Origin of the sequence: Vibrio marisflavi CECT 7928 (assembly GCF_921294215.1) — a bacterium.
Classification (GTDB): domain Bacteria; phylum Pseudomonadota; class Gammaproteobacteria; order Enterobacterales; family Vibrionaceae; genus Vibrio; species Vibrio marisflavi.
This window is the reverse complement of sequence record NZ_CAKLDM010000001.1, coordinates 165,706-179,411: the sequence shown is the minus strand read 5'-3', so window position 1 is coordinate 179,411 and position 13,706 is coordinate 165,706. Positions and strand designations below refer to the sequence as shown.

Below are 13,706 nucleotides of genomic sequence, written 5' to 3'. Positions count from 1 at the left end.
ACAGCAAATAGTGATTAATTAGTGGCGTTCCGGCTTACTAGCAAAGAAAGGTCTATTGAGAGGTCTATATTCTTGCTGTTAATATGCTAGCCGGTATAAATAATTTATGCGCGATTTCCGATAAGTAAATGTGTTCAACTAGGAGCAGAAGCTAAGAGCAACAGTCATATCATCTCCATTTAAATAACTTTGCCCTTTTAATTTCACGCACTCATAGCTTGATTAACGACTACTGTCGGTTAGCAAGAATTGATAACCAAAGGAGTAAAGAATGGACAATCAAAAAACCGTAGAAATCAATACACCATTTGGCCCCGTGTGTTGTATCGAATCACAAGGCGTTTTGTCTGCTCACCGACTACGTTACGCTATTCCTCCATTAGAGGAACATCGCTTTGCCCTACCAGTTCCCATAACACCTTGGACCACCCCACTAGACTGTACCAAAAAAGGTTTGCAACCCCTGCAGTTACCCTGCCGCCTTGATTCGGTTATGGGTGAATATTCAATTCCAATGGGGGAAGATTGCTTACACCTTGATGTGTGGGCTCCATCAAGCAATACTGAAAATGCTCCTGTTCTAGTGTACATACATGGAGGAGCTTTCATAACTGGGAGCGGTTCATATTCTTGTTATGATGGCTCTCAGCTTGTTAAGAATACCGGAATGGTTGTAGTCAATATCAGCTATCGCATTGGCGCACTCGGCTTTCTCCCGATAGATGACATCGCTCCAGCTAACCTTGGTTTACACGATCAACTCTGTGCTCTCGATTTTATTCAAAAAGTGGTATCTAGCTTTGGCGGTGATCCCAATAATGTAACAATAGCTGGGCAATCTGCAGGCGCTCATTCCGTTGCTATTCACCTCGATCACCCAGCTAGTCGTCAGTATTTCCATCGTGCCATCATGATGAGCGCTCCTCTCGGGGCAAAACTTCATCAACCTGACAAAATTCGTGAAATAGCGGCGGCATACCTTGAGGAACTTGGCGTTAAACCTGGAGATAGAGAAGCCCTTTGTAGAGTATCTTCCGAAGAGCTTTTGCGCGCACAGAAACTCTTACAGGAGAAGTTCGCTCCATCGGGAGGAGAAATTACACCTCCGTTTATCCCTTCTGTAGATGGTGACTTTGTTACTTCACAACCGGGCCTGGCATTACGTGAGGGCTCTGCAACCGATATAGATGTGATGATAGGTACAACTCGCGAGGAAATGGCCGCATTTTTGCCGACAGAGCCAGCCATCCAAGCTGAAATAGCAAAATTAGCCATGCCACTCTTCCAACGCCGCTTTGGTGAACAGGCCGTGGCAGCAATGAAAAAAGCTGCTGGATACAGAGTTCCTTCTACTCCATTTAACCTTATAAGCGATGTGCAAACTCAAGCAATCTTTACTGAAGGAAGCCTTGAAGCAGCTGCTGGCCATAGCGACAACGGTGGAACAACATATGTTTACAGCTTTGACTGGCAAGCGCCTTCATCGAAGTTTGCTGCTTGTCACTGCATCGATTTACCTTTCTTGTTTGGTAACCTAGATGTATGGGTTGATGCACCCATGCTAGATGGAGCAGGCAAACAAGAAATGGAAAACTTAGTTGATATATTTCAAGGGGCAATCGCCGCATTTGTTCGTAGCGGCTCACCTAATGGAGATTCTCTCCCAGATTGGCACCAGTATGGTAAGGCAGGCTTAGAGTTACACTTTGACCGCAGGATAACGGTAGGAAGTACTAGAACGTAATTATTTTCTCGGAGAGGCTCTTCCAATACATACTACCTTGAGTTAGCACTCAGGGTAGTATTTTTATATGGCCTTTCGGCACCGCCGTTGACGCAACTAGTAACGTACGCGTGTTAGTTGTAATTACTAACACGCGCTAAACATGATCACACTGAATTAAACTGGTTATTTCACGTTATTTTTGCTTCCTTCAACCTCTGCTCGTATTGCATTTTTTACTGACCAATACCCTATCGCAGCAAGCGCAAAGGGGATGATTGCAAGTGTGTATTCGACCCATTCTTGCTCTATCAATTGCTTGTATAGAAGAAGGTGGGAAATGACGAGTATCAGCGCGCACCCGACTGCTACCCAAATATATTTAAGCTCTCGATTTTTCACAAGCTTGCCTCCAGGTGATATGAACCCGTCATTTCACCTGAAGGAGATATGAAGCGATCGTATAAGAAAGGAGATATATCTAGTGTAAGTTGCTGCTCTCTGACTAGCTCGTTGAGAAGTTGGCCTGTAATTGCTGACGTGAGCATGCCCGTTCTAAAGTGACCACAAGCATTCAAATAACCTTCAACTCCCGGCACTGGCCCTAGAATAGGCAACTCATCAGGAGAGCCGGGCCTTAGCCCTGTCCAACATCTTTTGATATTCATCGATTTTAGAATTGGCAAAGACTTTTGTGCACCTATCGCAAGCTGTCTCAGCAAGTTAATATCTTGAGTGGTGTCGTAACCTTTCTCTTCCGTCGTTGAGCCGATCAGTATTTCACCATTATCCTTTTGCGCGATATAACAGTCACTTGTTGTAATACAGCCATTTAATATTTTAGGTAATCGTTCCGATACTATAACCTGTCCCTTCACTGGGAAAACAGGTAACGGCATGCCCGTCGCCCATTGACATATCTTCTCTGCCCACGCGCCAGCGGCATTAATTAGCGTGCCACATTTCAAACGTCCCATTGAAGTAGTAACGGACACCACTTTGCGCCCTTGTCTTTCAATTCCTGTGACTTCGGTATTAAGAAACAGGTCGACACCATTTTGCCTAGCACCTTCTACATAGGCTTCGTTTAGACGATATGGATTAATTTGATGATCAGTGCCAAACTCCATTGCGCCTAGCGCATTTGCAGACAAATGTGGCTCTTCTTGCTGCAATTGCTCACGGTCTATCCATCGAATATGTTGCTTCCTATCTGGTACAGCATCAGCGATATGTTGAGCATAGATCTTGTCGTATTCATCAAAAATAACGAACTTGAGGCCTGTTTTCTCAAACTTCATATCAACGTTGTGTTTTTCTAACAATTCTTGGCTTAACGCTGGGTACATACTATTGGATTGCATTGCCATATCAAAAAATGGTGTAGGCATAATATGGGGCTTCATTTCCGTTGATGCGCCCGATACCGTCCCTTCGCTAATTTGCTTTGACAAGGTTTTGAATAGAATAACACCACAACCAAGCCCTGTTGATTCACCCATAGCCCACAACCCACCGGCTGATGCTCTAGATGCATTTCCCGGCTTTTTGTAGTCAACCAATGCTATCTTTAAATCTTTATCCCTACTTAAGAAGTAAGCAATGGAACTTCCAATAACACCACCGCCACATATAACAATATCGTAAGCCTTCATATTTCGTCCTCCATTGCAGAGAAAGGAATGGGATCTAACGGAAACCTTGGTCTAAACGTGCCCGCTCCTTCTTTTAAACCTTCTTGGTTGAACCTATCGTAAAGGTAATGGCAACAAGTTTTGCCTTGGCAGTCACCCATACTCACTCTAGTGCGCATTTTTAACGTAATAACGTCTTTGCACCCTTCAGCAAAGGCTTCATCAATATCCCTTTTCTTTACCTGCTCACAACGGCAGATCACCGTATCGTCAGAAGGCAAAGATAGCAGCCCAGCTTTCCGCTGGTTGGCGCGATCAAAAGCCCCTCTAAAGCGATAGTATCTGGCTCTACGTTTCCACAGGCGCTTTATATGAGTATTTGAAGAAGCTGTTAATTCAGGTTCAATATTCATTAAAATGCTATGTGCTGCTATTTCCCCTTCAAGCATTGCAACATCGGCACCAGCGAGTTTTACTGAGTCACCCGCGCAGTAGATATTGTCTATGCTGCTCCTTTGATATTCATTTGTGACCGGAATAACGCCACCGATATCGTCAAGTTCTGTCTCAACCCCCATCAGTTGAGCAAGCTGAGAACGAGCAGAAAATCCATATCCAACACCGAGTGTATCCGTGTCGATCCATTCGATTTTATCTGTATCTGGCTCCCAGCTACTGTTGTATGGCGCAACGGCAACGCGTTCGAGACTCTCATTTCCTTCAGCTTTAACAATGCCCCAACCATATTTGAATGGAATATTATGACGGCGTAGATACCCCATCATGGATACACCGTTTAGCAAAACTTGCGGGCGATTTAAAAGCGCTACGGCTTCCTTACTTAAATCTTTTAGTTCAGTTGCTTCGTACACCCCTGCGACATCCACTCCAGCATGATGAAGTTGGCACGCGACCAACACTAATAGTGGACCACTACCCACAATCACAGCCCGTTTGCCGGGTTTTACAAAGCCACTTTTCAGGTGTAGCTGTATTCCACCAGTAAGCATGACACCCGGTAGCTGCCAGCCCGGAAATGGGATACTTCTCTCTTGGCACCCAGTGGCTAGAATTAAGTGCTCGTATTCGAGGGTAGAAAGCTTGCCTTCTTTAGAGAGCAACAAGGAGTTTGGCCCAACAGGGCCCTGAACTCTGGTACTCATTCGTATTTCTATATTATGTTGATGCTCGGCCAACTTTCTCTTCTGCTCTACAATTGCTTTTTGTAGAGGTTCGTCAAGATGTGGCATGTCGTTGACTTCTCTCAAGGGGCCACGATATATCACTCCCCCAGCGATTGGGTTTTCATCTATGATCACCGACTTGAATCCGTTCTTCGATAAGGTAGTCGCCGCTGAAATTCCGGCAGGGCCAGCACCAACAATAACAATTCTATTGCTCATGTTTCTCTCCTTGCCCATCTACCACACGATTTTTTAACGTCTTGATCTTCATTCCGGGTTGGACAAGAGTTTGGCATGCTCGCTGCTTTTGTATGCCATTGATTTCAACCATACAACAGTGACACACACCCATCGCGCAGTATGAGCCCGAAGATGTTCCTTTATCATTTTTCATTAACTTGCGAAATCCATTTGCAGTTAGAGTACTAATCACACTTTCACCAGGTAATGCTTCAACCTCTCGATCGTCTATATTTACGACAAATTTCTTCCCAGCTGGAGATACAATGTCTCCAATTCTATTGTTGGCTTTCATTAGTGTTCTCTCTTCGTTCGTAAGCATTATTGTCAATATGCAACAACTACATATAAACTCAGTCGCTATAATATTGATTGCATAATTATGTCGATTGATTAGGAACATGAAGCATTTAATTTTTTGCTACAAAAAATTAAAGTGTGAGGTGATTCTCAGCAGTGTGTTTATTGAGCCATTGACTTGATACCGAACAGGCTGTGGAAAACTCTTAGAATTTTTCCGAAACAAAAATGCGTGCTAGATCACGAAGTAGGAAGATGATTTTGTCTCACATTTTAGTAACAACTCTATTTTTTTACATTCAAGTTAAGCATGAATCCATCAATAGTGTGCTACAAAGCCTTTCTCTATCAGCATTTATTAACAATATCACTACAAATTAAAGGGTTAAACGTACTCTAAACAGCTAGTGGTTTCATATATAAAAACTTAGATACCAATTGTGTGTGATGAGCTTCGCAAATAATGTAAGGATAATGCGGCGGTTGTAACGATGTGTTTCGAGAAGGTTTCATATGTAAACACATTCCCCGCACAGGAGAATGGATAATTACGTTAATAACAAATCACTCAAAATCACATCTACGCACACACCCAATTAATAAACATTCTAATAACTAAAACTGGCTATCAAGACATCTGTCTTGCTATCTAAACGAATTGAGAAAGTTAATGGAAGCTTCAAAAATAAAAAGCATCCTTTTAAAAGTAGTGGGACTGGGTATGGTTCTGTTGCTTTCTGGATGTAATTCTGCGCTACTCAACCCTAAAGGGTCGGTTGGCGTTCAGGAAAAAGAACTGATCATTACCGCTCTTTTACTTATGCTAATTGTCGTTATCCCTGTAATTTTAATGACAATTTGGTTTTCATATAAGTATAGAGCCCGTAAAGATTCTGATGCTGAATATGCTCCAGAGTGGTCACACTCAACAAAAGTTGAAGTCGTGGTTTGGACTGTTCCACTGATCATTATTTTGATTCTTGGCACAATTACATGGCGCTCAACTCACGCACTATCACCTTCTAAACCTCTTGTTAGTGATGTTAAGCCAATGACGATTGAGGTCGTATCTTTGGATTGGCAGTGGTTGTTTATTTACCCGAAACAGCACATTGCGACAACGAACTACCTTGCTTTCCCTAAAGGTACTCCAATCCAGTTCAAGATTACGTCTGACAACATCATGAACTCGTTCTTCATCCCTCGCTTAGGTAGCCAAATCTACGCTATGCCAGGCATGGTGACGCGACTACACCTGATCGCAGACGAGGCTGGTGACTACAAAGGTATCGCTGCAAGCTTCAGCGGTAAAGGCTTCTCAGATATGAAGTTTACGGCACACGCATTAGCTGATCGTGCAACTTTCGATAACTGGGTGAAAAAAGTTCAAGCAAGCCCTAAAACGCTTAGCGACTTTAATGCCTATCAAGAACTAGCGAAACCGACTATCAATGCGCCGATCACGTACTTCTCAAATGTACCGCCGTATCTATTCTCTGACATTGTGACCCAGTTCCCTGGCGCAATGAATATGAGCGCATCTGATAAAGCTTGCACGAACACTACCGAAGGATAATCTGATGTTTGGAAGATTGAGTCTACACGCAATCCCATACGACGTGCCAATTTTGGTGGGAACATTTATTGTTGTTGCCATTCTTGGTGTTGCTTTACTCTCTTACGTGACTATTCAGCGTAAGTGGACATATTTGTGGAAAGAATGGTTCACTACCGTCGACCACAAAAAAATTGGTTTCATGTACATAGCCGTAGCTATGGTCATGCTTATACGTGGTTTCTCCGATGCCATCATGATGCGCAGCCAACAGCTGTTATCATCAGCTGGTGAAGCAGGTTACTTGCCACCGCACCACTACGATCAAATCTTTACCGCTCATGGCGTAATCATGATTTTCTTCGTAGCAATGCCTCTTGTAATCGGTTTAATGAACATCGTTGTTCCTTTGCAGATCGGTGCGCGAGACGTAGCATTCCCATACCTGAATAACCTCAGTTTCTGGCTGTTCATTGTTGGTGTTATCTTGACTAACATGTCACTGTTTGTTGGTGAGTTTGGTCAAACAGGTTGGTTGGCTTACCCTCCTCTATCGGGCATCAAAGCAAGCCCTGGAGTCGGGGTCGACTACTGGATATGGGCACTACAGCTTTCCGGTATTGGTACCACTCTAACAGGTGTTAACTTCTTCGTGACCATCTTCCGCATGCGCACACCAAGTATGCCGTTGATGAAGATGCCAGTATTCACTTGGGCATCACTATGTGCAAACATCCTGATCATTATTTCGTTCCCAATCTTAGCAGTTACCATTGCTCTATTGACGCTTGATCGTTATCTAGGCTTCCATTTCTTTACTAACGATATGGGCGGCAACATGATGATGTACATCAACCTGATTTGGGCTTGGGGCCACCCAGAAGTATATATCCTGATACTTCCAGTATTTGGTGTGTTCTCAGAAGTCGTTGCGACCTTCTCACGCAAAAAGCTATTTGGTTACGCATCTCTTGTTTGGGCAACAGTTGTTATCACCATCTTGGCGTTCGTTGTATGGCTACACCACTTCTTTACTATGGGTGCTGGCGCGAATGTTAACGCCTTCTTCGGCATCGCCACCATGGTCATCGCCATACCGACCGGGGTTAAGATCTTTAACTGGCTATTCACCATGTATAAAGGTCGTATCTACTTCACAACTCCAATGATGTGGACGGTTGGCTTCCTAATCACCTTCACTATCGGTGGTATGACAGGCGTACTAATGGCCGTACCGGGTGCAGACTTCGTTCTTCACAACTCGCTATTCCTAATCGCTCACTTCCACAACGTAATCATCGGTGGTGTTGTATTCGGCTGTTTCGCAGGTATTACTTACTGGTTCCCGAAAGCAACAGGCTTTACGCTTTGTGAGAAATGGGGCGCGCGCGCATTTTACTGCTGGGTAATTGGTTTCTGTTTAGCGTTTATCCCTCTATATGCGCTTGGCTTTATGGGTATGACTCGTCGCTTGAGCCAAAACATTAACCACGAATACTTCCCACTACTTGCTGTTGCAGCATTTGGTACAGCAGTCATTCTTGCAGGTATTCTTTGCCAAGCAATACAGATCATCGTTAGTGTTCGCACTCGCGAAAGCCGTCGTGACCTTACTGGCGACCCGTGGGATGCTCGAACTCTTGAATGGTCAACATCATCTCCACCGCCGTTCTATAACTTTGCCAAAATCCCTGAAGGCAGCGAAATCGACGCGTTCTGGTATCAAAAACAGCGTGGCGAGTTTAAGCCAATGGAAGAGCAGGAATATGAACCAATTCATATGCCGAAAAACTCAAGCTCTGCCTTCTTTATCTCAGCACTTGCTTTGGTATTTGGTTTCGCAATGATTTGGTACATCTGGTGGTTAGCAGGCCTAAGCTTTGTTGGCATCATCTTTATGTGTATCAAGCACAGCTTCAACGAAGACATCGATTACTACGTACCTGTTGAAGAAATTAAGCAGATAGAAGCCGAACGCAGAGAGCAGCTTAAACAGGCTGAAGCTCTGAAAAAAGACAAAGACGATATGGAGGTGAGCTATGCAAACTAATGCTATGACTCACGCTCATGACCACGATCATGATCATCACGCTCAAGAGATCAAAAAGAACAAACTATTTGGTTTCTGGATCTACTTGATGAGCGACTGCATATTGTTTGCGAGCCTATTCGCAACATTTGCAGTACTTATAGATGCAACTGCCGGTGGTCCCACCGGCAAAGATATCTTCGAAATACCTTTTGTATTCGTAGAAACGATGTTGCTGCTGTTCAGTAGTATTACTTTTGGCTTTGCGATGATTTCAATGCGTCGTAAGCACCTTGCAGGCCTTAAGTTCTGGTTGATCGTGACCTTCCTACTAGGCGCAGGCTTTATCGGCATGGAACTTTACGAGTTCCATCACCTGATTCTTGATGGCTATGGCCCAGAGCGTAGTGCGTTTCTTTCAGCGTTCTTTACGCTAGTTGGTACGCACGGTCTTCATGTTACTTTCGGTCTGATTTGGCTAGCGACGTGTTACTTCCAGCTAAACAGCAAAGGCTTGAATGACATGATGGAAACACGCTTTAGCTGCCTAAGCTTATTCTGGCACTTCCTTGATATCGTTTGGGTATGTGTCTTCACTATCGTTTACTTGTTGGGAGTAATGTAATGAGCAGCGAAACCACCGAGTTAAGCGTTCAGGGATATGTAAAAGGTTTTATCGCATCGCTGATTTTAACCATCATTCCGTTTTATTTCGTGGCGACAAAATCGCTGCCAACCCACATCACGTACCTACTGATGTTTGGTTGTGCGATTATTCAGGTTCTCGTTCATTTTTACTACTTCTTGCACCTAGAAGCGAAGTCACAAGATGGACGCTGGAGTATTATATCGCTAGTGTTTACCGCGCTTGTGGTTCTGATCCTGATTGGTGGTTCAATCTGGATCATGGTGAACCTCAACGATAACATGATGATGTAGTAGAAGGTTCGCTATGCTGAAAAGCTATCTCTCCATCACTAAGCCAGGCATCATTATTGGCAATCTGATCTCTGTGGCTGCAGGTTTTTTCCTTGCCGCAGAGTCTGAGCCAGCCAATGCTTCGTTGCTGCTTTACACCATGCTAGGCGTAGCGTGTGTGATTGCCTCTGGTTGTGTTGTGAACAATATTTTCGATAGAGATATCGATTATAAGATGGAAAGAACTCGCAAGCGTGCATTAGTACAAGGTGCGGTCAATATTGACCACGCCTTTATTTATGCGTTAGTGCTGCTAGTCATTGGTACTGCTGTTCTCTATCAAAAAGCCAATCCGCTTTCTACCGTCATTGTATTACTAGGCTACGTGTTCTACGTATTCTTTTATACCATGTGGTACAAGAGAACCTCGATATACGGAACATTGGTAGGCAGCGTTTCCGGCGCTGTTCCGCCATTGGTCGGCTATCTTGCGGTAACAAACTACATCAGTTTAGAAGCGGTGTTACTATTTGCATTGTTCAGCTTGTGGCAAATGCCTCACTCCTACGCCATTGCAATGTTTCGCATGCAAGACTACAAGGAAGCAGGCATTCCCGTGCTACCAGTAGAGAAAGGCATCAAAAAAGCTCACCAGCATATGAAAGCCTATGTTACTGCATTTAGCGTGGTCGCTATTGCACTGTTTGCTTTTGGTAATAGCGGCTACGAGTATCTCGCTGTTGCTTCGCTCGTTTGCTTGTACTGGATGAGAGCAACATTCAAACCAGTTACAGAAGAGAACTACATCCCTTGGGCAAAGAACGTGTTTAAAATATCACTGCTTGTCGTAATGGGTATCAGTGGCATTCTCGGCTTAGAACTTGTCAGCCTCACCATCTAAAACCAACATAGTGTAGTGGTCATACTGACTGCTACACTTTTTTTGGCTTTTTTCTTGTTTGTCCCTACCAACGCGAATCAAATGTAAGTTACTGTGAATAGAGTACATTCTCTGCTCAGTATCACATATAGCCCATCGCCACCTTGTGATAGAAATAAAGCGGTCTAGTATATCTATTTGTATTTAAAGCATTAAAGTTGAACGTTCACACATGGCATTGCTGCAAGGCCAATATTGGACGAATTGTAAACTTATGCTTAATATCAAATATGGTCAGTTACGTCCTTTACCCCTTATCAGGGGCAAGATAGACTGACTTATAGCAACAAACGAGGCCCTCATTTGTTGACATCCCTAGAACGCTAACATTTATAAACAAATAGGAAGTTTTATGTCAGATATTGCATTTCAAATACAATTAGGGTTGATTCTACCTAAGCTAAGATCCACTGTTAAAGACCAAATGTTAAGCATCAGTGAAGAGCTAGGTACAATAGTCCAAGCAGGTAATGTTGAAGGCGGTGACGTTGATCTCGCTGCTGTAAAAGAAGTTTTAATGAAGTCTATCGAGACTTTTGTCGATCAAGATATTGTTCCAGCTCTAGACGCTAAGCTAAATCCACCAGCTGACGAGCCTGTAGCTGAAGCATCGGAAGAAGCTGCCGAAGAAGAGCCAGCTGAAGAAGAAGCGTAATCATCACCAAATTGCGGTATTGTAAAAAGAGCGAATTTTCGCTCTTTTGTTTTATCTGCTATATTTTCTAATCGGTTTGCTCAACTCATTTCTACATGTCGCTAATTGCTATCTCTCTGCCCTCTTTAATACACCGCATTGGCGGAGAGCACGTAAAAACAGCCAAACTCATTGCTGAAAACAACCACTGCCAGCTAAAAAGAGTGAGACGCTCTCGCAATTGGCAACTGATTGGCACTTGCTCGGACATACTGCAATTTATCGATATGCTGGCCGTCGAAAGTGACGAACACTTTGCTTATCTCATCAATAAAATCAAAACCAACAAAGATATTGCTTCAAGCCAAAAAGAAACCGTTCAAACAAAACTTGAAAGCCTTATCCAACGTAACCCTTCAATCACATTGGCGGAGTTAGTCCAATTAACTGGCTGTACGTTGGTACAAGCAAGAGCAGCGCGTTTAAAAATGGACTCACTATGATTGACCTGTTCCAACAACACTTACAAAAGAACGGTTTTGCACAACAAGAAATCGACCAACTCATTCAATCAGCAAAACTCATAGAGTTACCAGAACATCAAGCTTTACTGCATCAGGGCGAAGTGGCGAATGATGTGTTCTTTATGCTGGAAGGAATTTGTCATTCAGCTTACCTGACAGACAAAGGAAAGAAGTTTAGCAAAGAGTTTTATTGGGAATACGATTGGATTATTGGCTTTGAAAGCCTGATCAACCAGCAAGCTTCTCCTTATCTCATTGAGACGATCACTCGGTGTTCAATTCTGTCACTTCCAATAGAAACCTTGGGCAAATGGCGTAAAGAAAGGCACGACATTTATCTAAAGCTACTGGAAACTCAGCTTATGTATAAAGAGAAAAAAGAGCGCTTTATGCTGCTCCATACACCCGAAGAGCGCTATGAGTTATTCTGCCTGAACTTTCCAAGCTTGCTTGAGCGCCTCAATGACTACCAAATCGCTGGCTATCTTGGCATCACCCCTATTAGCCTAAGTCGCATTAAAAAACGTAGCCAGAATTAACATTTGTTAATGCCTATATAAACGAGCCTTGTTACATTACTGATATTCGCAACAATGAAGAATAAATAATAATGATTACTTGGCAGCTAAAATCCTTCCTTCAACTAACTACTACCGAGCTCTATCAACTTCTTAAACTTCGGGTCAACGTATTTGTTGTTGAGCAAACCTGCCCTTACCCAGAGCTAGATGACAAGGATCATCAGCACGATGTCCACCACTTATTGGGTTATCAAGGCGACAAGCTCGTTGCATGCGCTCGTCTATTACCAAAAGGGATCAGTTATCCGTCAGTGAGTATCGGCAGAGTGGCTACCAGTGAAAGCCATAGAGGCGATGGCCTTGGACATCAGCTTCTGCAAAAGGCTTTATCCTCTTGCGAAGCTTTATGGCCAAATGAAACTATTGAATTGGGTGCTCAAGAGCATCTAGCAAACTTCTATCGCCAACATGGTTTTGTGCAGACCTCAGAGATGTACCTAGAAGATGACATTCCGCACATTGATATGAAGCTGGAAAAGTAGCCTTGTCTTCTGCCCGCATTCCCTTGGCGATATTGCTGCTGGTTATCGGTAATTTCGCCGCTTCACTCTCCGATGTTGCAGTTAAACTGCTTGATGGAGACGTGTCTAGTTTTCAGTACATTTTTATCCGGCAACTACTTGCAACACTTGTAATTTTGCCATTCTGGTTGAAACAGCCTAAACCGAAAAGAAAGCTTTATAGCCCCAAACTTCATATATTGAGAGCACAGCTAATTGTTATCGGCAGTGGGTGCATGGTGGTCGCCATAACGCACTTAACACTGGCTACAGCAAACGCCGTTTTCTATGCAGCACCCCTGATAATGCTCCCTCTATCGATGGTATTACTCGGTGAAAAACCTAAACCAACACGCATAGCAATGACAGTGTTAGGTTTTGCAGGAGTTATGGTTGTGTTGCGACCATCCGAATTTCATTGGGCTGCGAGTTTTGCCCTTGGAACAGCGCTGACTCTTGCTCTTTTTAACCTGACAGCTCGCAAACTTCCGAATCACCAGTCAGTAGTAAGTACCTTATTTTGGACATCGCTATTTTCTCTACCGATATCGGGTATCCTAGCGCTGTACTACTGGCAGCCCATCACAACAACAAGCTTGCTGTTGATACTTGCAAGCTCTGCATTAATTCTCAGCTACAACGGTTTAGCGATAATGGCTTACCAACGCGCGCCTGCCAGTTCGATTGCAGTCGCTGAGAACTCTGGATTGGTGTTCGTTACTTTGTTTGGTGTCATGTGGTTCAATGAAGTCCCCGATTGGCTCACCATATTAGGAATAGCAATGGTGATCTTACCTCTCATCCCATGGGGCACTTTCTTTAAATCGCAGCCAAAGCTGTCGAAGTGTTCGGAGTTGTGAGTGCGGGTTGGACAAATATTAGCAAATGAGCGATAACTTCAAGTATGCCAATGTGAAAGGTCAAAAGCCCCTAATCAGCGTCAT

At 43.6% G+C, this 13,706-nt stretch carries 15 protein-coding genes; 11 read left to right on the top strand and 4 right to left on the bottom strand.

Annotated elements, in window-relative coordinates:
- Positions 1 to 271 precede the first annotated feature (271 nt).
- Positions 272 to 1,744: a carboxylesterase/lipase family protein gene (locus tag L7A31_RS00830; RefSeq protein ID WP_237359580.1), complete on the top strand. Its 1,473-nt coding sequence runs from the start codon at positions 272 to 274 to the stop codon at positions 1,742 to 1,744.
- A 165-nt stretch (positions 1,745 to 1,909) separates the two neighbouring features.
- Here the strand turns inward: L7A31_RS00830 and L7A31_RS00825 are convergent, their stop codons facing one another.
- From L7A31_RS00825 to L7A31_RS00810, 4 genes are read right to left on the bottom strand one after another with little or no spacing between them, the layout of a single operon-like run.
- Complete coding sequence (locus L7A31_RS00825; RefSeq protein WP_237359579.1) at positions 1,910 to 2,125, bottom strand: hypothetical protein; 216 nt, start codon at positions 2,123 to 2,125, stop codon at positions 1,910 to 1,912.
- Complete coding sequence (locus L7A31_RS00820) at positions 2,122 to 3,378, bottom strand: NAD(P)/FAD-dependent oxidoreductase (RefSeq protein WP_237359578.1); 1,257 nt, start codon at positions 3,376 to 3,378, stop codon at positions 2,122 to 2,124. The genes L7A31_RS00825 and L7A31_RS00820 overlap by 4 nt, the downstream gene beginning before the upstream one ends.
- Positions 3,375 to 4,760: an FAD/NAD(P)-dependent oxidoreductase gene (locus L7A31_RS00815; protein ID WP_237359577.1), complete on the bottom strand. Its 1,386-nt coding sequence runs from the start codon at positions 4,758 to 4,760 to the stop codon at positions 3,375 to 3,377. Before L7A31_RS00815 ends, L7A31_RS00820 begins: the two co-directional genes overlap by 4 nt.
- Positions 4,750 to 5,076: a (2Fe-2S)-binding protein gene (locus L7A31_RS00810; protein ID WP_237359576.1), complete on the bottom strand. Its 327-nt coding sequence runs from the start codon at positions 5,074 to 5,076 to the stop codon at positions 4,750 to 4,752. Before L7A31_RS00810 ends, L7A31_RS00815 begins: the two co-directional genes overlap by 11 nt.
- 675 nt (positions 5,077 to 5,751) lie before the next feature.
- Between L7A31_RS00810 and cyoA the strand changes: the two genes are divergently transcribed.
- The 10 genes from cyoA to L7A31_RS00760 all read left to right on the top strand — a co-directional run bounded on the left by cyoA (position 5,752) and on the right by L7A31_RS00760 (position 13,622).
- The gene (gene cyoA / locus L7A31_RS00805) at positions 5,752 to 6,657 is read left to right on the top strand and encodes a ubiquinol oxidase subunit II (protein WP_237359575.1); all 906 of its coding nucleotides are present in this window, start codon (positions 5,752 to 5,754) and stop codon (positions 6,655 to 6,657) included.
- Between the two features lie 4 nt (positions 6,658 to 6,661).
- On the top strand, positions 6,662 to 8,686 hold the full coding sequence (cyoB, locus tag L7A31_RS00800; protein ID WP_237359574.1) for a cytochrome o ubiquinol oxidase subunit I: 2,025 nt from the start codon (positions 6,662 to 6,664) through the stop codon (positions 8,684 to 8,686).
- Positions 8,676 to 9,290, top strand: a complete 615-nt coding sequence (gene cyoC, locus L7A31_RS00795; protein ID WP_237359573.1) for a cytochrome o ubiquinol oxidase subunit III — start codon at positions 8,676 to 8,678, stop codon at positions 9,288 to 9,290. Before cyoB ends, cyoC begins: the two co-directional genes overlap by 11 nt.
- The gene (gene cyoD, locus L7A31_RS00790; RefSeq protein WP_237359572.1) at positions 9,290 to 9,604 is read left to right on the top strand and encodes a cytochrome o ubiquinol oxidase subunit IV; all 315 of its coding nucleotides are present in this window, start codon (positions 9,290 to 9,292) and stop codon (positions 9,602 to 9,604) included. Before cyoC ends, cyoD begins: the two co-directional genes overlap by 1 nt.
- Positions 9,605 to 9,617: 13 nt before the next feature.
- On the top strand, positions 9,618 to 10,484 hold the full coding sequence (cyoE, locus tag L7A31_RS00785) for a heme o synthase (protein ID WP_237359571.1): 867 nt from the start codon (positions 9,618 to 9,620) through the stop codon (positions 10,482 to 10,484).
- A 391-nt stretch (positions 10,485 to 10,875) separates the two neighbouring features.
- Positions 10,876 to 11,178 (top strand): hypothetical protein, encoded by a 303-nt coding sequence (locus L7A31_RS00780; protein ID WP_237359570.1) that lies wholly within the window; start codon positions 10,876 to 10,878, stop codon positions 11,176 to 11,178.
- Between the two features lie 95 nt (positions 11,179 to 11,273).
- On the top strand, positions 11,274 to 11,660 hold the full coding sequence (locus tag L7A31_RS00775; RefSeq protein ID WP_237359569.1) for a ribosome recycling factor family protein: 387 nt from the start codon (positions 11,274 to 11,276) through the stop codon (positions 11,658 to 11,660).
- Positions 11,657 to 12,220, top strand: coding sequence for a Crp/Fnr family transcriptional regulator (locus L7A31_RS00770; RefSeq protein WP_237359568.1), 564 nt, complete (start codon positions 11,657 to 11,659; stop codon positions 12,218 to 12,220). The genes L7A31_RS00775 and L7A31_RS00770 overlap by 4 nt, the downstream gene beginning before the upstream one ends.
- Positions 12,221 to 12,291: 71 nt before the next feature.
- Positions 12,292 to 12,744: a GNAT family N-acetyltransferase gene (locus tag L7A31_RS00765; RefSeq protein WP_237359567.1), complete on the top strand. Its 453-nt coding sequence runs from the start codon at positions 12,292 to 12,294 to the stop codon at positions 12,742 to 12,744.
- A 2-nt stretch (positions 12,745 to 12,746) separates the two neighbouring features.
- Complete coding sequence (locus L7A31_RS00760; RefSeq protein ID WP_237359566.1) at positions 12,747 to 13,622, top strand: DMT family transporter; 876 nt, start codon at positions 12,747 to 12,749, stop codon at positions 13,620 to 13,622.
- Positions 13,623 to 13,706: the final 84 nt, after the last annotated feature.

Excerpts from the sequence above, each read along its gene's own strand:
- L7A31_RS00830 (WP_237359580.1), top strand. The coding sequence starts at position 272 with ATGGACAATCAAAAAACCGTAGAAATCAATACACCATTTGGCCCCGTG.
- L7A31_RS00820 (WP_237359578.1), bottom strand. The coding sequence starts at position 3,378 with ATGAAGGCTTACGATATTGTTATATGTGGCGGTGGTGTTATTGGAAGT.
- L7A31_RS00815 (WP_237359577.1), bottom strand. The coding sequence starts at position 4,760 with ATGAGCAATAGAATTGTTATTGTTGGTGCTGGCCCTGCCGGAATTTCA.
- L7A31_RS00810 (WP_237359576.1), bottom strand. The coding sequence starts at position 5,076 with ATGAAAGCCAACAATAGAATTGGAGACATTGTATCTCCAGCTGGGAAG.
- cyoA (WP_237359575.1), top strand. The coding sequence starts at position 5,752 with ATGGAAGCTTCAAAAATAAAAAGCATCCTTTTAAAAGTAGTGGGACTG.
- cyoB (WP_237359574.1), top strand. The coding sequence starts at position 6,662 with ATGTTTGGAAGATTGAGTCTACACGCAATCCCATACGACGTGCCAATT.
- cyoC (WP_237359573.1), top strand. The coding sequence starts at position 8,676 with ATGCAAACTAATGCTATGACTCACGCTCATGACCACGATCATGATCAT.
- cyoD (WP_237359572.1), top strand. The coding sequence starts at position 9,290 with ATGAGCAGCGAAACCACCGAGTTAAGCGTTCAGGGATATGTAAAAGGT.
- cyoE (WP_237359571.1), top strand. The coding sequence starts at position 9,618 with ATGCTGAAAAGCTATCTCTCCATCACTAAGCCAGGCATCATTATTGGC.
- L7A31_RS00780 (WP_237359570.1), top strand. The coding sequence starts at position 10,876 with ATGTCAGATATTGCATTTCAAATACAATTAGGGTTGATTCTACCTAAG.
- L7A31_RS00775 (WP_237359569.1), top strand. The coding sequence starts at position 11,274 with ATGTCGCTAATTGCTATCTCTCTGCCCTCTTTAATACACCGCATTGGC.
- L7A31_RS00770 (WP_237359568.1), top strand. The coding sequence starts at position 11,657 with ATGATTGACCTGTTCCAACAACACTTACAAAAGAACGGTTTTGCACAA.
- L7A31_RS00765 (WP_237359567.1), top strand. The coding sequence starts at position 12,292 with ATGATTACTTGGCAGCTAAAATCCTTCCTTCAACTAACTACTACCGAG.